This window comes from Sphingobacterium bovistauri (assembly GCF_020295405.1).
GTDB lineage: Bacteria > Bacteroidota > Bacteroidia > Sphingobacteriales > Sphingobacteriaceae > Sphingobacterium > Sphingobacterium bovistauri.
In genome coordinates, this window is the sequence record NZ_JADEYP010000025.1 from 45,811 (window position 1) to 65,467 (window position 19,657).

The 19,657-nt window shown below is 35.1% G+C and carries 20 protein-coding genes; 10 read left to right on the plus strand and 10 right to left on the minus strand.

Annotation, left to right across the window (positions count from 1 at the left end):
- The first annotated feature begins 50 nt into the window (after window positions 1–50).
- Window positions 51–1,253, plus strand: a complete 1,203-nt coding sequence (locus tag IPZ78_RS12835; protein WP_225554308.1) for an alanine dehydrogenase — start codon at window positions 51–53, stop codon at window positions 1,251–1,253.
- 4 nt (window positions 1,254–1,257) lie between these two features.
- On the plus strand, window positions 1,258–2,118 hold the full coding sequence (locus tag IPZ78_RS12840) for an alpha/beta hydrolase (RefSeq protein ID WP_225554310.1): 861 nt from the start codon (window positions 1,258–1,260) through the stop codon (window positions 2,116–2,118).
- Window positions 2,119–2,124: 6 nt separating this feature from the next.
- Here the strand turns inward: IPZ78_RS12840 and IPZ78_RS12845 are convergent, their stop codons facing one another.
- The 6 genes from IPZ78_RS12845 to porX all read right to left on the minus strand — a co-directional run bounded on the left by IPZ78_RS12845 (window position 2,125) and on the right by porX (window position 7,399).
- Window positions 2,125–3,204: an ABC transporter ATP-binding protein gene (locus IPZ78_RS12845; RefSeq protein WP_225554312.1), complete on the minus strand. Its 1,080-nt coding sequence runs from the start codon at window positions 3,202–3,204 to the stop codon at window positions 2,125–2,127.
- A 31-nt stretch (window positions 3,205–3,235) separates the two neighbouring features.
- The gene (locus tag IPZ78_RS12850) at window positions 3,236–4,030 is read right to left on the minus strand and encodes an outer membrane beta-barrel protein (protein WP_225554315.1); all 795 of its coding nucleotides are present in this window, start codon (window positions 4,028–4,030) and stop codon (window positions 3,236–3,238) included.
- A gap of 22 nt (window positions 4,031–4,052) precedes the next feature.
- On the minus strand, window positions 4,053–4,811 hold the full coding sequence (locus IPZ78_RS12855; protein WP_225554317.1) for a hypothetical protein: 759 nt from the start codon (window positions 4,809–4,811) through the stop codon (window positions 4,053–4,055).
- A gap of 1 nt (window position 4,812) precedes the next feature.
- Window positions 4,813–5,328: an RNA polymerase sigma factor gene (locus IPZ78_RS12860; RefSeq protein ID WP_225554319.1), complete on the minus strand. Its 516-nt coding sequence runs from the start codon at window positions 5,326–5,328 to the stop codon at window positions 4,813–4,815.
- An 88-nt stretch (window positions 5,329–5,416) separates the two neighbouring features.
- Complete coding sequence (gene tsaE, locus IPZ78_RS12865) at window positions 5,417–5,833, minus strand: tRNA (adenosine(37)-N6)-threonylcarbamoyltransferase complex ATPase subunit type 1 TsaE (RefSeq protein WP_225554321.1); 417 nt, start codon at window positions 5,831–5,833, stop codon at window positions 5,417–5,419.
- Window positions 5,834–5,845: 12 nt separating this feature from the next.
- Window positions 5,846–7,399, minus strand: coding sequence for a T9SS response regulator signal transducer PorX (gene porX, locus IPZ78_RS12870; RefSeq protein ID WP_225554322.1), 1,554 nt, complete (start codon window positions 7,397–7,399; stop codon window positions 5,846–5,848).
- Window positions 7,400–7,641: 242 nt separating this feature from the next.
- Between porX and IPZ78_RS12875 the strand changes: the two genes are divergently transcribed.
- From IPZ78_RS12875 to IPZ78_RS12905, 7 genes are all read left to right on the plus strand, one after another.
- On the plus strand, window positions 7,642–8,898 hold the full coding sequence (locus tag IPZ78_RS12875) for an HD domain-containing protein (protein ID WP_225554324.1): 1,257 nt from the start codon (window positions 7,642–7,644) through the stop codon (window positions 8,896–8,898).
- A 34-nt stretch (window positions 8,899–8,932) separates the two neighbouring features.
- Window positions 8,933–9,961, plus strand: a complete 1,029-nt coding sequence (lpxD, locus tag IPZ78_RS12880; protein WP_225554326.1) for a UDP-3-O-(3-hydroxymyristoyl)glucosamine N-acyltransferase — start codon at window positions 8,933–8,935, stop codon at window positions 9,959–9,961.
- A 25-nt stretch (window positions 9,962–9,986) separates the two neighbouring features.
- Window positions 9,987–11,378 carry a bifunctional UDP-3-O-[3-hydroxymyristoyl] N-acetylglucosamine deacetylase/3-hydroxyacyl-ACP dehydratase gene (locus tag IPZ78_RS12885; protein ID WP_225554327.1) on the plus strand — a complete coding sequence of 464 codons (1,392 nt, stop codon included), beginning with the start codon at window positions 9,987–9,989 and terminating at the stop codon, window positions 11,376–11,378.
- 10 nt (window positions 11,379–11,388) lie between these two features.
- The gene (gene lpxA, locus IPZ78_RS12890) at window positions 11,389–12,183 is read left to right on the plus strand and encodes an acyl-ACP--UDP-N-acetylglucosamine O-acyltransferase (RefSeq protein ID WP_225554329.1); all 795 of its coding nucleotides are present in this window, start codon (window positions 11,389–11,391) and stop codon (window positions 12,181–12,183) included.
- A 19-nt stretch (window positions 12,184–12,202) separates the two neighbouring features.
- On the plus strand, window positions 12,203–12,823 hold the full coding sequence (locus tag IPZ78_RS12895; protein WP_225554332.1) for an ABC transporter ATP-binding protein: 621 nt from the start codon (window positions 12,203–12,205) through the stop codon (window positions 12,821–12,823).
- Window positions 12,824–12,896: 73 nt separating this feature from the next.
- Window positions 12,897–13,457, plus strand: coding sequence for an elongation factor P (gene efp / locus IPZ78_RS12900; RefSeq protein ID WP_225554334.1), 561 nt, complete (start codon window positions 12,897–12,899; stop codon window positions 13,455–13,457).
- 82 nt (window positions 13,458–13,539) lie between these two features.
- The gene (locus IPZ78_RS12905) at window positions 13,540–14,112 is read left to right on the plus strand and encodes a 5-formyltetrahydrofolate cyclo-ligase (protein ID WP_225554335.1); all 573 of its coding nucleotides are present in this window, start codon (window positions 13,540–13,542) and stop codon (window positions 14,110–14,112) included.
- A 48-nt stretch (window positions 14,113–14,160) separates the two neighbouring features.
- Here IPZ78_RS12905 and IPZ78_RS12910 read toward each other — a convergent pair whose 3' ends face one another.
- The 4 genes from IPZ78_RS12910 to IPZ78_RS12925 all read right to left on the minus strand — a co-directional run bounded on the left by IPZ78_RS12910 (window position 14,161) and on the right by IPZ78_RS12925 (window position 17,897).
- The gene (locus IPZ78_RS12910; RefSeq protein ID WP_225554337.1) at window positions 14,161–15,474 is read right to left on the minus strand and encodes a sugar MFS transporter; all 1,314 of its coding nucleotides are present in this window, start codon (window positions 15,472–15,474) and stop codon (window positions 14,161–14,163) included.
- 278 nt (window positions 15,475–15,752) lie between these two features.
- The gene (locus IPZ78_RS12915; RefSeq protein WP_262903874.1) at window positions 15,753–16,175 is read right to left on the minus strand and encodes a hotdog fold thioesterase; all 423 of its coding nucleotides are present in this window, start codon (window positions 16,173–16,175) and stop codon (window positions 15,753–15,755) included.
- 2 nt (window positions 16,176–16,177) lie between these two features.
- Window positions 16,178–16,690 carry a DinB family protein gene (locus IPZ78_RS12920; RefSeq protein WP_225554339.1) on the minus strand — a complete coding sequence of 171 codons (513 nt, stop codon included), beginning with the start codon at window positions 16,688–16,690 and terminating at the stop codon, window positions 16,178–16,180.
- Window positions 16,671–17,897, minus strand: coding sequence for a sensor histidine kinase (locus IPZ78_RS12925; RefSeq protein ID WP_225554340.1), 1,227 nt, complete (start codon window positions 17,895–17,897; stop codon window positions 16,671–16,673). Before IPZ78_RS12925 ends, IPZ78_RS12920 begins: the two co-directional genes overlap by 20 nt.
- A 112-nt stretch (window positions 17,898–18,009) precedes the next feature.
- Between IPZ78_RS12925 and gltX the strand changes: the two genes are divergently transcribed.
- Window positions 18,010–19,530: a glutamate--tRNA ligase gene (gene gltX, locus IPZ78_RS12930; protein WP_225554343.1), complete on the plus strand. Its 1,521-nt coding sequence runs from the start codon at window positions 18,010–18,012 to the stop codon at window positions 19,528–19,530.
- The last annotated feature ends 127 nt before the right edge of the window (window positions 19,531–19,657 follow it).

Consider the following 19,657-nt stretch of genomic DNA (forward strand, 5'->3'; position numbering starts at 1 on the left):
AGTTATGTATATAATTTATATTGACTAAAAGATGGTAATAATGAATAATAATGACGAAAATTAAGGAGAATGTATTAGGTCAAACAAAGGAATTACTTAAGTCATTGAGTAATAGCAAACGTCAGCTTGTAATTGGAATTCCTAAAGAAACTGTGTTTCAGGAGAAGCGGATAGCATTGACCCCTTTGTCTGTGTCATTACTTGTTGAGTATGGTCATCAAGTAATAATAGAATCAGGTGCAGGTGATAATTCTAATTTTTTAGACCATCACTATAGTGAACAGGGCGCGCTAATAGTGCAAGAAAAGGAACGTGTATATAACGCTGATGTTTTAATAAAAATTGCAGGACCAACCTTAGAAGAGGTTCGGTTGATGAAAAACAAGCAAATATTAATGTCATCTCAACAGCCAAGTTTACTCGATGGTGAGGTGCTCAACTCCTTGATGAAGAAGCAAATCACCGCGTTGTCTTATGAGTACTTGAAGGATGAGGGAGGGCATTTGACGGTAGTCAGAGCAATGAGTGAAATTGTCGGCGCTACTTCTATTTTAATTGCAGCAGAATATTTGTCAAATGTTTTTGACGGGAAAGGGCTAATGCTAGGTGGTATAACAGGGGTGCCTCCAACTGAAATTGTGATAATCGGAGCAGGTACGGTAGGTGAGTATGCTGCACGTACGGCCATAGCATTGGGGGCACAAGTGAAAGTTTTTGATAGTTCGGTGTATAGGCTTAGAAGGTTGCAAAACAACATAGGTTCGCGTGTGTATACTTCTATAATACAGCCGATTATTCTGAATAAAGCTATTAAGTCATGCGATGTGGCAATAGGGGCTTTGCGCGCAAAAAATGGACGTTCTGCTTGTTTAATCTCTGAAGAAACGGTATCTGAGATGAAACCTAATTCGGTGGTAATAGATGTGTCAATTGATCAAGGAGGATGTTTTGAAACATCTGAAATAACTTCACATGACAAGCCTGTATTTCGGAAATATGATGTTATTCATTATTGTGTGCCTAATATTGCCTCTAGAGTAGCTCGTACAGCAACTTATGCACTGACTAACGTTTTTACACCGATTCTACTACAAATTGGTGAGTGTGGTAATCTAAGTAACCTAATATGGAGTCATCCAGGGATTCGTAACGCAGTTTATCTTTATCAAGGAAGCTTAACGAATAAAGATATTGCTGATAGATTCAATATTCCTTATAAAGATTTATCTTTGATGATTGTTGCTAATCAATAAACCTATGAAATTATATTTATCAATATTTATGAGTCTGCTTTTTGGATTTCTACAAGCACAGGAACAACTAGCGTTATATAGTGTAATACCCAACAAAAAGGATACTGCAGATATTTCGAAAAATTCACCGGCATTATATGCATACATTCCTTCAGAAATAAAACATGCAAAAGTTTTTCTAATATTTCCAGGTGGCGGATATCATCATTTGGCAATGGATCATGAAGGTCATCAAGTTGCTAAGAGACTTTCTGATTTGGGTTATTGTGCGTTTGTATTGAAATATAGGCTACCGAGTGCAAAGCAACAAATTGATAAGCGTATTGCTCCGATTCAAGATGCTCAACAAGCAATGGTTGTTGTGAAGGATAAAGTAACAACGCTTAAAATGAAAAAACCAAGTATTGGTGTTGTTGGGTTCTCAGCAGGAGGGCATCTAGCTTCTACCTTATCAACGCATTTTGAGACAGACTATCAGGCAAAAAAAATATCATCAAAATTACTTAGACCAGATTTTTCTATTCTAGTCTACCCAGTTATTTCTATGGTAGATGGAGTTACGCATAATGGGTCGAAGACAAATCTGATAGGTCCTGATTTTTCTGATACTGATTTAACTCGTTTTTCAAATGAAAAACAAATAACTGAAAATACTCCACCAGCTTTTTTAATCCATGCTAAAGATGATAAGGCTGTCCCAATAGAGAATAGCTTATTATATCAAAGGGCATTAGATAATTATAAAATCCCCAATTACCTGTTTTCTTATGAATTGGGCGGACATGGATTTGGAATGAATAATAAAAAAGAACCAAAGGATTGGTTTGTACCTATGTTAGAGTGGGTAGAAAAAGTAAAAATGTAATAAAAATTATTGTGAGAATGATATCGAATCTTGGATAAGAATATTTACTCCTGTTCCTATTGGAATAGGGGTTTTTGTTTTGACAATAGCATGTAGATTAATTTTATCATTACCTACGACATATTCACTATAGAACCCTCTAAATTTAATTTCTTTTATGATAAATGGTGCGTTAGGCTGCTCTTCAACATCAATCCACTCTTGATGAATGGCTACCTGCTTTGTGCTCTCAATTTGTAGTATTGAAGCTTGTGTTGCATTGATTATATTACTTTTTGCTAGAAGTAATGCAGTATATGGATGTTTAGGATTGTAATATAAATCTTTTGGATTTCCTGCATCGACAATTTTACCATTGCGCATTACAATAAGAGCATCAGCCATCGCCAATACTTCCGCTGGGTCATGAGAAACAAGTATTACAGTTAATCCAGTTTCCAATACAATTTGCTTAATATCATGCTGAAGACCATCTCTAAATGCGGCGTCTACTTGATTAAAAGGTTCGTCCATCAACAATACCTCAGGGTCATTAATCAAAGCGCGTGCTATTGCAACACGTTGACGCTCTCCACCACTCAAATCTGCAACGCGTTGTTGCGCAAGGTGGTCTATGCGAAGTTTTTTTAACGTTTCTTCTGTACGTGTTTTTTTATACTCTAGGTTAGTATTAGGTAGTTGTGAGGCTACGTTATCCCAGACTTTAGCATACAGATTTAAATCATCAAAACCCTGTGAAACCATTTTCATGGCATCATGACCAGGAATCAACTTGTCTTTACGTGTAGGAACCAACCATCCTTTGTATCTTACCTCGCCAGAATGTGGCTCTAATAGGCCGTATATTAATTTTAATAATGTGCTTTTTCCACTGCCAGACTCACCAATTATAGCTGTTATCTTTTTCTGATCAATGTCAAACGATACATTTTCAACGGCGATTACATCCTTTTTACCTTTAAAAATAGAAGTGATGTTTTCACCATGAATTGCTGCTACACCCAACTTTTGGGTGTCCGTAGGAATATATTGACAAGAAGAGGTTTTAGCCATAAATGAAAAAATGCCGAAAGTTACTTTCGGCATAAAAATAAGTTTAATAAATGAATTATTGCGATTAAAATCCTAAAGTAATACCAAAAGCTAAGTTGTTAAGGTTTTTCTGAGCAGGACTTTTCTCAAAGAAATCATTCACATAATATTTAGCGAAAATTCCGAAGTCATCATACCCTAATCTTACGAATGGGCCGTATTGAAACGAGGCTAAACTATAGTTGTCTTTAAATTTTTGTTTGCCATCCTGTTTACTTTTTAGACGTTGGGTACCTTTTAATAAGATTCCTGTCATCGCGCCAAAAGCAACTTTTACACGTTCACCTTTTCTGTTTTTATCACTTCTCCATTCAAATGTCAATGGCAAACGTAGGTATGTGGTTGTAAATACATTCTTTTTATATTCGACATTGCTTGGTTCAAATGATATTGGTGATGTGTTTTCATTGAAGATGATATTATTCTCTAGACGAAGGTAATTCCATTCGAATCCTGCTGAAATGTATGTCTTAAAATTATCACTCGCACGAATCCCAAATTGAGCTATATCGAAACCAAAGTTTGATGCTTTTTTGTATTTCATGAATTGATTTTCATCAGAAAGGGAGAAAGCTCCATCATCCATGATACGGGAAAATCCCCAGTCAATTCGTGTAAACGTTACTCCGCCAAATGCACGAGGGTATTTGTTGTTGTTTGACTCTTTTTCTCCTAATATCGTAATATTTCTATTTTGAGATTTTGTGGTGTCTGTCTTTTCGATTACTACTGTAGTTGTCGAAACAGTTTGAGCGTTTGTATTATTTATCATAAATAGACACAAACCTAGAATTGACGCTATGTTGTAAAGTGCTTTCATATCTTTTATAATTTAATTGGGTTTATTTTTTTGCTAATGAGTTGAATATATTCAGAGTGATGGATCCTTCGTCGTCGTTTTTAAACTCTATTTCTTTATTTTCTTGTATATCAATACCTTTTGTCAAAATGTTTTTGGTGATACCATTTAATACTCGGGTGACAATAGAAGTTTTTACTTCTTCTTTTGGTGCTGTGAATGCAAACGAATTTTGTAAATCATTACTTATAGGTTCTATTGTTCTAATGTTTTCGTATTGAGGTTGTGTGATTTTAATATCAACGTCTACAGCAGTCAATATTTGATCTTGCTCGATGATTTCTTGTTTTTCTTCGATTTCAAAGCTGTCATCATCTTGCTGATTTTTACTTACTGAATTGTCTTGAGATTTAGGTTGTACATCTGAGTTAGTCACCAATATTTCTTCGCTATTATTAGTAATCAATTTTTCCGATTCAATTGTCGGTAACTCTTTTTCAAAAACTGGATTTTCAGTCTTTTTATCAGAAGACTCAGTTGGTTGCTCAATAGAAGTCAGTACTTCTTCAATTTTTTCTTTGCCAGAAGGTGTTGAGTTCTTGTAAAAGGTCAATCCAATCCCAAAGAATACTAAAAAAGTAGCTGCTATAGATAGTTGCGTTCTATATTTGCTATAGAAAGGAATTATCTTTTTTTCTTGTGCTAATTCCTGTTCGATACCCTGCCAAACACAGGCACTTGGCGTCTCTTCCGCTTGCTCAAAAGCATCTCGGAATAATTTATCTAAATCTTGTGACTCCATCTTATAGTGTGTTTTCTTTAATCAATTTATGCTGTAGTACTTGTCTTGCTCTCGAAAGTTGCGACTTTGAACTTCCTTCTGATATATTTAGCATTTCTGCTATTTCTTTATGGCTGTAACCTTCGATAGCATACAAGTTAAAAACCGTTCTATATCCTAAAGGCAATTCTTTAATCAGTTTCAACAAGTCTTGGTAAGAAGTGGTGTCACTCGGAAAGTGACTGTGAATCGTATTCTCATGATACTCATCGATACTATCCGTAATTTTTTCTTTACTTTTTCGATAGCTTTCAATAGCTGTATTGACCATGATTCGTTTGATCCAACCTTCTAACGAACCTTTGCCATCAAATAAATGATGCTTCGTAAAAACTTTGATAAAACCGTTTTGAAGAATGTCTTCAGCCTCAAGGGTTGTTTGCGCATAACGCAGACAAACCACAAACATCTTTTTGGAGAAAAAATTATAGAGTTGCGCTTGCGATTTTTTATCCTGCGCTTGGCATCCCTGCCACATTCTATTTAAGTTAAAATTCTCCAATTGATGTTAGTTTAATAGGAAGACGCAAGATTTTGGAGAATGGTTGCATGGGGTTCGAAAAAAATTATTTTTTTTCGATGGTAATCAATCGATGTTGATTCTCTGACACCTCAATAGCTATTTTTACGTAATTTAGGGGTATTAGATTTGGGATTTTTTCTGACCATTCTACAAAACAGTAATCTCCTGAATAAAAATATTCTTCATATCCCATATCCAAGGCTTCCATTTCGTCCTTTAATCTATAAAAATCAAAATGATAAATACAGCCTTGCGGAATGCTATATTCATTGACTATCGAAAATGTTGGACTAGAGGTGTGTTCTGTTACGCCTAAAGCAAGGCATAATTCATTGATAAAAGTTGTTTTGCCAGCTCCCATATTTCCATAAAATAGAAAAATTCGATCTTTGGAATACGTGTCAACAACTAATTTTGCAGCTTCTTTTAATTCGCTTAAATTTTTTACCTCAATAGTCATACTGCAAAATTATCATTTTGGAATATATGTGGCATAGGGAATTATCATTTCTTCTAGCGAAATACCTCCATGTTGAAATGTGCCTACGAAATAATTGACAAATTGATTGTAATTGTTTGGGTATACAAAATAGATGTCGTCTTTCGCAAAAACATAGATTGAACTCATGCTGGATGTCGGTAGTTGCGCATCATGGGGGTTTTTGATTAAAAACACATCCTTACTATTATAGTTCAAATTTTTACCCTGCTTATATCGTAAGTTTGTATTTGTGTTCTTATAACCAATAATTTTACTTGGCTTTTTAACACGTATAGTGCCATGGTCGGTGGTTATTACAATACGTACATTTTTTTGTGACAACCATTTTAGTGCATCCAAAAGTGGGGAATGCTCAAACCATGATAATGTTAATGAACGGTAAGCCGCTTCGTCGTTTGCTAGTTCGCGAATCATAGCCATGTCAGTTCGTGCATGAGAAAGCATATCTACAAAATTATACACCAAAACATTAAGATTATTGCCCATTAGGTTACTAAGGTTATCAACGACATCACGACCTTGTTCGTGTGTAAGAACCTTTGTGTAGCTGTGTTTGATTTCTTTGCGGTACAATCTTTTGATTTGATCGGCTAAAAATTTATCTTCATTTAAGTTTTTGCCACCTTCTGATTCATCATTTAGCCATAAATCTGGAAACCTTTTCTCCATTTCTAGTGGTGTTAGTCCGCTAAAAATAGCATTTCTTGCATATTGGGTTGCGGTTGGAAGAATTGAGTAATAGTTGTCTTCTTCTTCTAGTCTGAAATAATCAGTAATCACATCATTGATTTGCTTCCATTGATCGTAACGTAGGTTATCAATTAAGAAAAAGAATGTGGGACGGTCTTGTGATAGAGTAGGAAGGACTTTCTTTTTAAATAATTGATGTGAAAGTACGGGCGATTCTTCCGGGTTTTTCATCCAATTGGTATAGTTTTTTTCAATGTATTTAAAAAAAACATTATTGGCTTCAGATTTCTGTGTTCGCAATATATTATGCATGCTTTCATTTTCTAGTTTTTCAAGTGAAAGCTCCCAATAAATAAGTTTCTTGTATGCTTCGACCCAACCTTTGAAATCCAACCCTTCATTAATCAGTGAACCCAGGTTTTGGAATTCTTGTTGATAAGCCATAGAGGTTTTTTCATTCACAATACGTTTGTTCTCTGTGAACTTCTTGATTGTCAATAGAATTTGTCTTGGGTTAACGGGTTTAATGAGGTAGTCATCGATTTTTGCTCCGATAGCCTCTTCCATAAGCTGTTCTTCCTCGTTTTTTGTCACTAAGACATTAGGAATTGTGGGGTTGATTGATTTTAATATGCTTAAGGTTTCTAATCCAGTAAGACCGGGCATATTCTCATCTAAGAATACTAAATCAAAAGGTTCATTTCGAAATGCTTCTACAGCATCTGTGCCATTGTTTACTGTTTTAACTCTATATCCTTTATCTTCTAGAAGTAATATGTGGGGTTTCAAAAATTCGATTTCATCATCAGCCCATAGTATGTGTGTTTTTGTCATTTCAATACGTCAATTTAGATAAGATCAAATTTGTTAAATCAATACAATGTAAAATTGATTAATTACTTCCTACAATTAATAGGTATAACATTCAAAATAGCACTTAAATTCTAAATAACTACCATTTTTTAACACTAATTAACGGTAATCTCTTTATCTTTGCATTTATCTTAGATTTGGTGTTTTTTGGATAAAACCGTAGCATACTTGTAAAGATAGTAAACTTCATAAAGGAAAGTCTGTTGAATAAGAAAAAAATCATTAATGATCCAGTATACGGTTTTGTGTCAATTCCGTCTGGTTTTATATTTGACCTTATTCAACATCCGTATTTCCAGCGTCTTCGGTATATAAAGCAAGTGAGTATGACACATATGGTTTACCCAGGTGCTTTACATACCAGATTTCAGCATGTTATTGGAGCAATGCATCTGATGCAATTAGCTATAGATACACTACGAAGCAAAGAAGTAGCTATTTCAGGCGAGGAAGAGGAGGCAGCGCTAGTAGCGATATTGCTTCATGATATTGGCCATGGCCCTTTTAGTCATTCTTTAGAGCACACATTGATTGAAGGAGTTTCGCATGAAGTGATTTCCTCGATGCTAATGGATAGATTAAACACTGAATTTTCAGGAAGACTATCATTGGCTATTACTATTTTCAATGATAATTACCCTCGCCGTTTCTTGCATCAGCTTGTTTCAGGACAGCTCGATACCGATCGAATGGACTATTTGAATAGAGATAGTTTTTTTACAGGAGTTTCAGAAGGAGTCATATCATTTGATCGCATCATTAAAATGTTGACTGTCGCAAACGATGAATTAGTTGTAGAAGCAAAGGGTATTTATTCTGTTGAGAAATTCTTGATAGCACGTCGATTGATGTATTGGCAAGTTTATCTTCATAAGACAGTAATCGCAGCAGAACAAATGCTCATTAAGGCGCTAAAAAGAGCGAAGGAGTTAAGTAATCAAGGAGAAGTATTGTTTGCAACACCAGCTTTACAGCATTTTCTGAAAAACAGAGTAAATGCAGAAAATTTTATAGCAGAAGAATCCCATCTTAATTGGTTTACAAAATTAGATGATACGGATATACTTTCGGCATTGAAATGTTGGGTAGATCATGATGATTTTATACTGAGTACGTTATGTGAAAGAATTCTCAAAAGAGATTTATTTCGTACAGAGCTTCGTTCAACTGATTTTGAAGAATCTGAAATTGCTTGGTATAAAGAACAAGCAAAAGAGCAACTGAATTTGACTCCAGAGCAAATCGATTATTTTATATATTATCAAGTTATTTATAATTCAGCATATAGTGCTGAAAAAGAGCCTATTCGTATTGTTAATAATAAAGGACAACTGTTAGAGATTGCAGAGGCTTCCGATCTGTCAAATTTGGAGGCATTGTCCAAAAAAGTAATTAAATACGCGTTGACATATCCCAAAGAATTGGCGACTAAAGATATGGGTGTAAGCTCAAAATATTAAACTATTTTCAGAAAAAAAGATACATTTGTAGTACATGCAATTTACAGCGGAGCAAATAGCGACATTATTAAATGGGACAGTAGAGGGAAATCCTGAAGTTTTGGTAGCACAATTAGCCAAAATTGAAGAGGGGTTTGAGGGCGCTTTGTCATTTTTGTCTAATCGTAAATATGAACAATTTTTATACGAAACAAACTCAAGTATTGTTATCGTAAATCAAGATTTAGTCTTGCAAAAGCCTGTGAAGGCAACATTAATACGTGTAGAAGATGCATATACTTCTTTTTCGGAGTTATTAAAAGTTTATAACGCATTGCGTCTCGATCGATCAGGTCGTGAAGAGCCAACTTTTGTTCACGAATCTACGCAAATAGGTGAGGGTGGATACATTGGAGCATTTGCTTATATCAGTAAAGACGTAAAAATAGGTAAAAATGTAAAAATATATCCACGCGTATATATTGGGGATAATGTTACAATCGGGGACAATACAACTCTTTTTCCTGGAGTTACTGTATATTATGATTGTATCATTGGCTCGAATGTAATTATTCACTCTGGATCTGTAATTGGCAGTGATGGTTTTGGATTTGCACCTCAAGCTAATGGCACTTATGATAAGATTCCACAGATTGGTAATGTGATCTTAGAAGACAATATCGAAATAGGTGCCAATACAGTAATAGATAGGGCTACATTAGGCTCAACTATAGTTCGTACAGGTGTGAAATTGGATAATCTGATTCAAATAGCGCACAATGTGGAGATTGGTGAAAATACAGTTATTGCTGCTCAAACAGGGGTCTCTGGAAGTACTAAAGTAGGAAAGCAAGTGATCTTAGGTGGGCAGGTTGGTGTTGTTGGTCACATCAGTATAGCTGATGGGACTCAAATACAAGCCCAATCGGGGATAAACAGGACTATTAAAGATGCATACAAGAAATGGGGAGGAACTCCATTTGCTCCATACACCAGTCAATTACGTTCACAAGTAATTTATACCAAATTACCTGATCTGGAAAGACGTATAATTGAGTTGGAGAAATTATTGAAAGACAAATAAAACTATTTACCATAAAATGGATGAAATGAACACAAAGCAAAGGACTATAAAATCTGAGGTTACAATTTCAGGAATTGGTTTACACACAGGTAAATCTGTTACTTTAACCTTGAGACCAGCTCCTGAGAATCATTGGTTCAAATTTAGACGTATTGATATTGAAGATCAACCTATAGTATCAGTTGATGCTGATAATGTATCTGATACTTCAAGAGGAACTACAATTACAGAAAATGGTGCTTCAGTAAGTACAATTGAACATTTAATGGCAGCATTGATCGGTCTACAAGTAGATAATGTTCTTATTGATTTAGATGGCCCAGAAGTTCCGATTTTAGATGGAAGTTCAAGTGTTTTTATTGAGAAATTAACAGAGGTTGGTTTTGTTGATCAAGATGCTGATCGTGATTTTTACGAAATCAAAGAAAATATTCATTATTCTGAATCAGATCGTAAAGTCGAAATCGTCGGTATGCCATTGGATGGTTATAGATTGACTTGTATGATTGATTTTAATTCTCCAGTATTGGGTAGTCAACATGCATCGATTAGCTCGATTTATGATTTTGAAAAAGAAATTTCATCATCGCGCACTTTTTGTTTTCTGCATGAGTTAGAGGCCTTGGTTAATAATGATTTAATTAAAGGTGGCGATTTGTCTAATGCTATCGTTATCGTTGATAAGGAAGTATCAACAGATGAATTGGACAAATTACAAAGCTTATTTAATAAGAAAGTAACTGTAGCAGATGAAGGCATATTGGATAATATACAATTAAGACACCAAAATGAGCCAGCTCGTCATAAGCTATTAGATATGATTGGTGATTTAGCCTTAATCGGAAAACCTATTAAGGGGCATATTATGGCAGCTCGTCCTGGACATGCTGCGAATGTTGCTTTCGCAAAGCGTATTAAGAATCAAATTAAAAGAGACAAAGTAAAGAAGAAAATCAATACGTATGATATTCATGCAACACCAGTGTATGATACGGTACAAATCATGAAAATTCTTCCACATCGTCAACCATTTTTGATGATTGATAAAATTTTGGAATTATCACAAACGCATGTTGTGGGTTTGAAAAATGTTACGATGAACGAAGATTTGTTTATGGGACATTTTCCAGGAGCGCCAGTATTCCCAGGAGTATTGCAAATAGAAGCAATGGCTCAGACTGGAGGTATTTTGGTGTTGAATACAGTGCCGGATCCTGAGAATTGGTTGACGTTATTTTTGAAGATAGAAAATGCTAGATTCAAGAATCAGGTTCACCCAGGAGATACCATTATATTTAGTTGCGAGTTGTTAGAACCAATTCGTAGAGGTATAGCTCGTATGAAAGGCGTTGGGATGGTCGGCGAGAAGATCGTGAGTGAAGCCGAATTAATGGCTCAAATAGTAAAAGTGAAATAATTAATATATAATGATACAACCTTTATCGTACATACATCCTGAAGCAAAGATTGCTGCAAATGTTGTAATTGATCCTTTCAGTACAATACATCAGGATGTGATAATTGGCGAGGGTACGTGGATCGGGTCGAATGTGACCATAATGAACGGCGCTCGCATAGGAAAGAACTGCCGTATCTTTCCAGGGGCTGTAATCTCAGGAGAACCTCAAGATTTAAAGTTTGAGGGTGAGATAACTACAGCCGAGATAGGCGATAATACAACAATACGTGAGTGTGTCACAATCAATAGAGGTACTAAAGACAGGTATAAAACTGTAATTGGAAAGAATTGTTTAATTCAGGCATATAGTCATATAGCACATGACTGTATTATCGGGGATCATTGTATTTTTTCAAACTCAAGTACTTTGGCTGGGCATATTACGGTTGGTGACCATGTGGTATTAGCAGGTTTGGTTGCTGTGCACCAGTTTTGCAAAATTGGTTCTCATTCTTTTGTAACAGGTGGTACATTAGTTCGTAAAGATGTTCCTCCATTTATCAAAGCGGCACGTGAGCCTATTTCTTATGCTGGTATTAACTCTGTTGGGCTTCGTCGTAGAGGATACACATCAGAGCAAATTTCTGAGATTCAAAATATCTATCGTGTACTATTTGTTCAAAATAGAAATTTAGCGAAAGCATTAGATATTGTGGAAGCAGAATTTGAAGCTACTGAAATCAGAGACGAGATATTGGGGTTTGTGCGTAGCTCGAATCGTGGTGTAGTAAGAGGTTTCAATACTGGAAAAGTAAGTGTTTAATCATTAAAATGAGCGTTTATTGAATATAACTTTACAAAATTTAGGGAGAAGGTTTAATCAAGAATGGATATTCAAAGGTATAGATTATACCTTCTCTTCCAACCAGTCATATGCAATATTAGGTCCTAATGGTTCTGGCAAATCAACGTTAATCAAGGTGTTGGCTGGACAATTGACACCCAGTGAAGGTAAAATAATATTTACCAAAGAGTCTACGACAGTTGATATAGAGTCTGTCTATAAAAATATTTCAATTGCTGCTCCTTATATCGAATTAATTGAGGAGTTCACGCTTAATGAATTATTTAAATTCCATTTCGAATTCAAGAACTATCTTCCCAATTTTGATTCAAAAAAAATCATAGAAATCTTAGGAATGGAAAAGTCTGCAAATAAGAGTTTGAAATTCTTTTCGTCAGGAATGAAGCAACGTGTTAAGTTAGCATTAGCCTGTTGTAGTGAATCAAGACTTTTATTTTTGGATGAGCCCACTTCCAATCTTGATACTTCAGGCGAGCAGTGGTATTTGGATCTCGTTAAATCTACATTATCTTCAGATCGACTATTGATAATTGGATCCAATCAAGAGAAAGAGTATACTTTTTGTGATCAAACATTTTCTATTACTTCTTATAAGTAAGTCAATCGTTTTTATAAGCGCATACTTTTTTCTATTTTTGCATTTGTAATTTATTAACAATAATATAAATCAAATGGCTAAAGCTTCAGAAGTAAAATCAGGTAATGTTTTACGTTTCAATGGTGAATTGGTAAATGTTGAAGAATTTATACACCGTACACCAGGTAACTTGCGTGCTTTTTATCAAGCCAAAATGCGTAATGTTAAAACAGGTAAAGTTGTAGAATATAGATTTCGTGTAGATGAAGCGGTAGAGATCGCACGTGTAGAAACGAGTGATTATCAATATCTATATGAGGATGGAGAGTTTTTTGTGGTTATGGACAATGCATCATATGAACAATTCAATATTCCAAAATTTTTGTTCGGTAGTTCGGCACGATTCTTGAAAGAGGGTATGAATGTAATTGTTGCATTTGAAAGTGATGAAGCTATTATGGCTCAAGCACCTAAGAATGTCGAGTTAGAAATTACATATACAGAGCCTGCTGTAAAAGGGGATACCTCTACTAATGCTATGAAAAAGGCTACAGTTGAAACTGGTGTAGAAATTAATGTACCTCTTTTTATCAATCAAGGTGACAAAGTTAAAGTAGATACAGCGTCGGGTGATTATATCGAGCGTGTAAAATAAAATATTTAAGAATTTAGGTTTAGGTTGATTATTTCGGTCTTGTTAGTACTCCACTGCAAGACCGTTTTTAGTATAAGAGAATATGACTAAAGACCAATTGCGTTCGGAATATAAGAAGAAGCGAAATAATCTAAGTATTGAAGTAAGATTGTATTTAAATTTGCAGATTTTAGAAAATTTGAAACAATTTGATTGGCAATTATACACATATGTACATGTCTATTTCCCTATAGAAAAATTCAATGAGCCTGACACCTCATCCTTTATAAAATGGATCACTGTAAATTTTCCTCATATCAAATTAGTTGTTTCGAAATCTGACTTTAGCAAAGGTGTAATGATGAATTATTTGCTTGAAAAGGATACGAAACTCGTAGAAAATAATTGGGGTATATTGGAGCCTGTCGGAGGACGTATAGTTGAGGAGACGCAGATAGATGTTGTGTTGGTTCCTTTGCTAGTGGTCGATAAACAAGGAAATAGAGTAGGTTATGGAAAAGGGTTTTACGATAAATTTTTGGGGAACTGTCGTACGGATGTGAAATCTTATGGCATCAGCTTTTTCGAACCCATAGACTGTATTTCTGATGTAGGAGAATGGGATAGGAGGTTGACAAATTGTATAACCCCATTGAAGATCTATTCATTTAAATAAAAAATGCCCTAGAAGTTTATTTCTAGGGCATTTTTTGAAGAATATAAATTATGCTTTTTTGCCTATTTTATGTCCATAAGTAGCAAAATATAAGATATATAAATATGGAGGAATCATAGCAACTAAGAATGCCATTTGGAAATTCATACCTACAGTATCTTTTAAGTATCCATAAAGTAATGGCCATATTGCACCTCCCGCAATACCCATTACCATAATAGCAGATCCAGTTTTTGTAAATTTACCCAATCCTTTTATACCAAGGGGAAAAATCGCGGGCCATAATAAAGCGTTTGCAACACCTAATAAGGCTAATGCAATATATGATGTAAGTCCTGTCGTGAATACGGAAAATACAGTTAAACCAATACCTACAAATGTACAGATACGTAATGCGTATTGTTGTGAAACATATTTTGGAATTGCAACAATACCAATAAAATACCCCAATAACATACAAACTAGTGTAAATGCGGTACCGTACTTTACAAAGAATTCTGGTAAGGCCAATTGATGACCATAAGTACCGATAATATCTCCAGCCATTACCTCAACAGCTACAGTAGCGAAGATAGCTAATGAACCTAAAAATAAATGTGGGAAATCGAATACACTGTTTTTCTTTTCACTAGCGCTAGTAGCTATTGAAGATTCATCCTCTTTATCTACATCAACTGGAGGCATTTTAGCTAATTTTATTACAAGTGCAAATAAGCAAACTACTACAGCTAAAATAATGTATAATGTATCAACTCTGCTTAATAAGGATTGCATCAATGCATCATGTTCTGGTCCTGGAGGCAAACTTTTTAGTTTTTCAGAAATTTCAGCAGAGCCCTTTAATAGAACGCCACCTAGAATGAAGGGAACAATAATGCCTGCTCCTTTATTAAATACGCCAGCGATTGCGATACGTTGTGCAGCACTGTCGATTGGTCCAATAATACTTAAGTAAGGGTTGATAGCAGTCTGCATTAAAGCCATCGCTGAACCTTGTACAAATATGCCTAATAAGAATAGGTTATAGCTACCTTGATGTGCAGCAGGAATAAATATTAAAGACCCTACACCTAATAGGATAAGGCTTAAAATTAAACCGTACTCAAACCCTGTTTTTTTTATAATCCAAGAACTTGGTAAGGCTAAAAAGAAGTAAGCAATGTAGGAGGCAAACAATACAAAAAATGCTTGCAAATCAGAATCTAGTCTGAAAGCTAATTTAACAAAAGGAATTAAAGCTCCATTTGCCCAAGTAAAGAATCCTAAAATGAAAAACAAAAGACAGCAGATAGCCATAGGAAGAAAGGCGGTCTTTTGTGGCTGCGCATTCCCTAAAGCGCTCGATGGAGATGTTGAAGACATACTTTGATTAAATTTGTTAATTATTCTTTTTAGAACTTTTTTAGATATTATAATTTTATTTATTGGTTTAAAGATTAAAAGTTCCTCTTACAAGACTAATAAAATTTAATGGATTTTTAAAAAAATATTTTAAGCACACGATTGTTCTTTTTAAAAATTTTAATAAAAGAGAGGACTCGTTGGGCGAATCCTCTCTAAAAACCTAAACCGTATCATATTACCATGTTAATGGTACTTTGTATTGATAACAATATTGATCTTGAAAAGTTTTGAATTTTTTATTTTTTAATGATCGCGACTGTTAGTCTTGATATGCATATTAATCTTTTCTTATCATCACTAATTTTTATATCCCACACGTGTGTCGTTCTACCAAGATGTATTGGCGTGCAGACTGCATCAAGGTGATTGCCTAATTTGCCAGGACGGAGGTGGTTTGCATTAACCTCTAGGCCAACAGCATTGTGCGTGTCTGTGTCAATTATCAAGGCTGAAGCAACACTTCCAACCGATTCAGCTAGGACGACTGAAGCACCTCCATGTAATATGCCATATGGCTGTAATACTTTCTCCGTAATGGGCATAGAGGCTACTAAACTATCACCTGTAATAGAAGTTGCTTTTATGTCTAACAAGCCAGTCATGTATTTGCTAAATAATACATTTATATCCTCCAATTTATATCCTGTCCTCCAAATCATCTTTAGCTGTTTAAGTATTTTTGTTGTAATATGAATTGATGATGATTTAAATGTCCTGCGATTACGTAAATGAAAGCGAGAACAGAGATCAGTCTATCCGAAGCCATTCCCTTGCGAGTAAGTTCTACTTCGTTGAATGTTTTAAATAGTGCAATGTTAGCTGCTCTGAGGTGTTTAAATTCTTCAATTATACTATCGATCTCTCTTTCATTGTGACGACCAAAAGTGACGAATTCATCCTGTTCAAATGATGCTAATGCTGTCATATCATTGCGAGCAAAACGTAAAGCACGATAAGACATTACTCGTTCTGTGTCAATGATGTGGCATAGAATTTCTTTTACAGTCCATTTTCCCTCAGCGTAGGTGTACAGTTCTTTTTCTTTCGGAATTTCCTTAATAAATTGAGGAAATAACTCAAGTTGGTTTTGGAGTTCTTCCATAACGTCACCTTGAACATTCTCTATGTAATCTTCGTAAATCGCAGGATAGTCGTCAGACTTGAGTAGGTTCATAATTTAAATTGCTTTTTAATATTATTCTAAATGTAGTGCCTTTTCCAACTTCAGATTCTTTCACAAAAATTTGTCCCTTGTGATAACTTACCATACGCTTGGTCAAGCTCAGTCCCAAACCCCATCCACGTTGTCTTGTTGTAAATCCGGGCTGAAATATGGCTTCAAAATTAGATTTAGGTATACCTTTACCTGTATCACTAATGTCTATAAAAATTTCCTCTTTCGCAATATTTTCTTTAATTACTAACAGTATATTGCCTTCTTTATCAATAGCGTTAACAGCATTTTTGAGTAAATTTTCTAGTATCCAGTCAAATAATGGAACATTCAGCATGGCCTCCACATGGGAATCACCTGCTACTTGAAATGTGATTTTTTCACTCGTTCGTACCTTAAAATATGCTACAAAATTCATTATCACGTCATAGACATTATAATTGGTCAGGATGGGTTTTGATCCAATTTTTGAAAATCGGTCTGCTACTATTTCTAAGCGGGTGACATCGCGTTCCATTTCATTAACCACTTGATCGTTCTCTGCATCAAATTTCAATTTAATAAGTTCTATCCACCCCATTAAAGAAGAAATAGGAGTTCCAAGTTGATGTGCCGCTTCTTTTGCCATACCTACCCATACTAAATTTTGTTCAGAGCGTTTGATACTATTAAAGACTGTATAGGCTATGATTAAAAATATGGCAATCAGTGAGAGCTGGATGAATGGAAAAATCTTGAGGTTGCGTAAAGCCTTCGAATCACGATAAAATACAGACCACTTTTCACCATTTTCTAGTGTAAGTGTAATGGGAGCATGGGCTTGTCTCATATGATCTAATTCCTTTTGAAAATATAAGGGATCATATTGTACATTACTTTTCAAAGAATCTTCCAGTTTTATATTCGTTTTTGTGGAATCCAAATCACGCCAAAAAATAATATTATTTTGTTCATCGGTAATGATTGCTGGTAGAGAAAGGCTATCGCGCACTGCATAGATAAAGCTAATGAATTCATCATCAACATCAGGCATGGTCATTATGCTTCGCGTACTCATAGCCCATACTTCGGCTTTGGTACGTTCGGATTTGGAAAGACTTTTGACTAGGTAATTGCTATACCATAATGAAGCAATGCCAATGGCTGCTGCAAATATTAATAGGACAATTTTCCAAGCTTGTTTTGTGTTATATTGAATTGGGTTCATTCTGGATCAAAAACTACTACAAAATAAGGATTTTATTCAATATTAGGTTTAAAATGATTAGCTCATGAAGTTCTAATTCATTTATTAAATGAGAAATAAGTAATTTTGCAAAATGAGTTCACAACAGAAAGTAAGAGTGCGTTTTGCACCAAGTCCTACAGGAGGATTGCATTTGGGTGGTGTAAGAACTGCCTTGTTCAATTATTTATTTGCTAGACATCATCAAGGTGAATTTATTTTAAGAATTGAAGATACTGATCAGACACGATTTGTACCTGGTGCTGAAGAATATATAAATGAGTGTCTCGCATGGTGTGGGATATCACCAGACGAAAGCCCGTCAAAGCCTGGGGTTTTTGGACCTTATCGTCAAAGTGAGCGTAAACCTTCCTATCGTAAATTTGCCGAGCAATTGATTGCTGATGGTACTGCATATTATGCATTTGATACAGCGGAGGAATTAGATGCACAACGTCAATTACAACCCAATTTTAGATATTCACATGAGAATCGATTAAGTCTGCGTAACTCTTTGAGTCTGTCAGCTGAAGAAACAGAGGCTTTATTGAATGCTGGCACACCGCATACTATTCGTATTAAAATGCCAGAAGATGAGGTTGTCACTTTTGACGATATGATTCGTGGTCGCGTTTCTTTTGAGACAAAATTAATAGATGATAAAGTGCTATTGAAGGCTGATGGTATGCCAACTTATCATTTGGCTGTAGTAGTGGATGATAAAGCAATGGAAATATCACATATTTTCCGCGGAGAAGAGTGGTTGCCATCTGCGCCAGTTCATTTATTATTATGGGAATATTTGGGTTGGAAGGATCAAATGCCACAATGGGCACATTTGCCACTTATTCTTAAACCAGATGGAAATGGTAAATTAAGTAAGCGTGATGGTGATCGATTGGGTTTCCCTGTTTACGCTATGAATTGGACAGATTCTAAAACAGGTGATTTGACAAAGGGGTTCCGTGAATTGGGATTCTTGCCAGAAGCGTTTGTTAATATGTTGGGTGTATTAGGATGGAATGACGGTACAGATCAAGAATTATTTTCTATAGATGAATTAATCCAAAAATTCTCTGTAGAGCGTATCAGTAAGAGTGGAGCTAAATTTGATTTTGAGAAGGCGAAATGGTTCAATCATGAATGGATCAAGAATAGTGATAATGAAGATTTGATGCCTTATATCAAGCAAACAATAATTAATGAAGGTATCCAAGAAATAAATTTAGCTAAGGTAAATGCTGTCTTAAGTGTTGTAAAAGAAAGATTGACTTATGTTTCTGATTTTTGGGGTCAAGCATCCTTCTTTTTTGAAGAACCTTCACAGTATGACGTAGACGCAGTGAAGCCCAAATGGAATGATGATAAAACTGCTTTCTTTGAAAGAATCATAGCAGATTTTGAAAGTCAACAAGATTGGACAGCGTCATCGTTAGAGTCTTTGTTTAAAGGGAAAGTAGGGGAGTCAGGAATGAAAATAGGTGAGTTAATGATGCCATATCGTATCATGTTGGTAGGAGGTAAGTTCGGACCTGATGTATTTGTGATTACTGAACTGTTGGGTAAAGAAACTGTTATAAATCGTGTAAAAAAGGCGTTGGAATTATTCAAGTAAGGGACTGTCTCACGAACTGTGTAAATTTAAAAATATGGAGTTCAGTTGTTAATTACAATTGGACTCTTTTTTCAAATAAAGTTAAGAACTGATTAAGGATTATGCCCCAATTATGAATTGGCATAGT

Bases quoted from the DNA above. Each gene is read 5' to 3' on its own strand.
- porX (WP_225554322.1), bottom strand. From the start codon at position 7,399: ATGACAAAAACACACATACTATGGGCTGATGATGAAATCGAATTTTTG.
- IPZ78_RS12915 (WP_262903874.1), bottom strand. From the start codon at position 16,175: ATGATTTGGAGGACAGGATATAAATTGGAGGATATAAATGTATTATTT.
- IPZ78_RS12840 (WP_225554310.1), top strand. From the start codon at position 1,258: ATGAAATTATATTTATCAATATTTATGAGTCTGCTTTTTGGATTTCTA.
- lpxA (WP_225554329.1), top strand. From the start codon at position 11,389: ATGATACAACCTTTATCGTACATACATCCTGAAGCAAAGATTGCTGCA.
- IPZ78_RS12910 (WP_225554337.1), bottom strand. From the start codon at position 15,474: ATGTCTTCAACATCTCCATCGAGCGCTTTAGGGAATGCGCAGCCACAA.
- tsaE (WP_225554321.1), bottom strand. From the start codon at position 5,833: ATGACTATTGAGGTAAAAAATTTAAGCGAATTAAAAGAAGCTGCAAAA.
- IPZ78_RS12855 (WP_225554317.1), bottom strand. From the start codon at position 4,811: ATGGAGTCACAAGATTTAGATAAATTATTCCGAGATGCTTTTGAGCAA.
- IPZ78_RS12920 (WP_225554339.1), bottom strand. From the start codon at position 16,690: ATGAACCTACTCAAGTCTGACGACTATCCTGCGATTTACGAAGATTAC.
- IPZ78_RS12905 (WP_225554335.1), top strand. From the start codon at position 13,540: ATGACTAAAGACCAATTGCGTTCGGAATATAAGAAGAAGCGAAATAAT.
- IPZ78_RS12860 (WP_225554319.1), bottom strand. From the start codon at position 5,328: ATGTGGCAGGGATGCCAAGCGCAGGATAAAAAATCGCAAGCGCAACTC.
- IPZ78_RS12925 (WP_225554340.1), bottom strand. From the start codon at position 17,897: ATGAACCCAATTCAATATAACACAAAACAAGCTTGGAAAATTGTCCTA.
- IPZ78_RS12845 (WP_225554312.1), bottom strand. From the start codon at position 3,204: ATGCCGAAAGTAACTTTCGGCATTTTTTCATTTATGGCTAAAACCTCT.
- gltX (WP_225554343.1), top strand. From the start codon at position 18,010: ATGAGTTCACAACAGAAAGTAAGAGTGCGTTTTGCACCAAGTCCTACA.
- IPZ78_RS12835 (WP_225554308.1), top strand. From the start codon at position 51: ATGACGAAAATTAAGGAGAATGTATTAGGTCAAACAAAGGAATTACTT.
- IPZ78_RS12885 (WP_225554327.1), top strand. From the start codon at position 9,987: ATGAACACAAAGCAAAGGACTATAAAATCTGAGGTTACAATTTCAGGA.
- lpxD (WP_225554326.1), top strand. From the start codon at position 8,933: ATGCAATTTACAGCGGAGCAAATAGCGACATTATTAAATGGGACAGTA.
- IPZ78_RS12850 (WP_225554315.1), bottom strand. From the start codon at position 4,030: ATGAAAGCACTTTACAACATAGCGTCAATTCTAGGTTTGTGTCTATTT.
- efp (WP_225554334.1), top strand. From the start codon at position 12,897: ATGGCTAAAGCTTCAGAAGTAAAATCAGGTAATGTTTTACGTTTCAAT.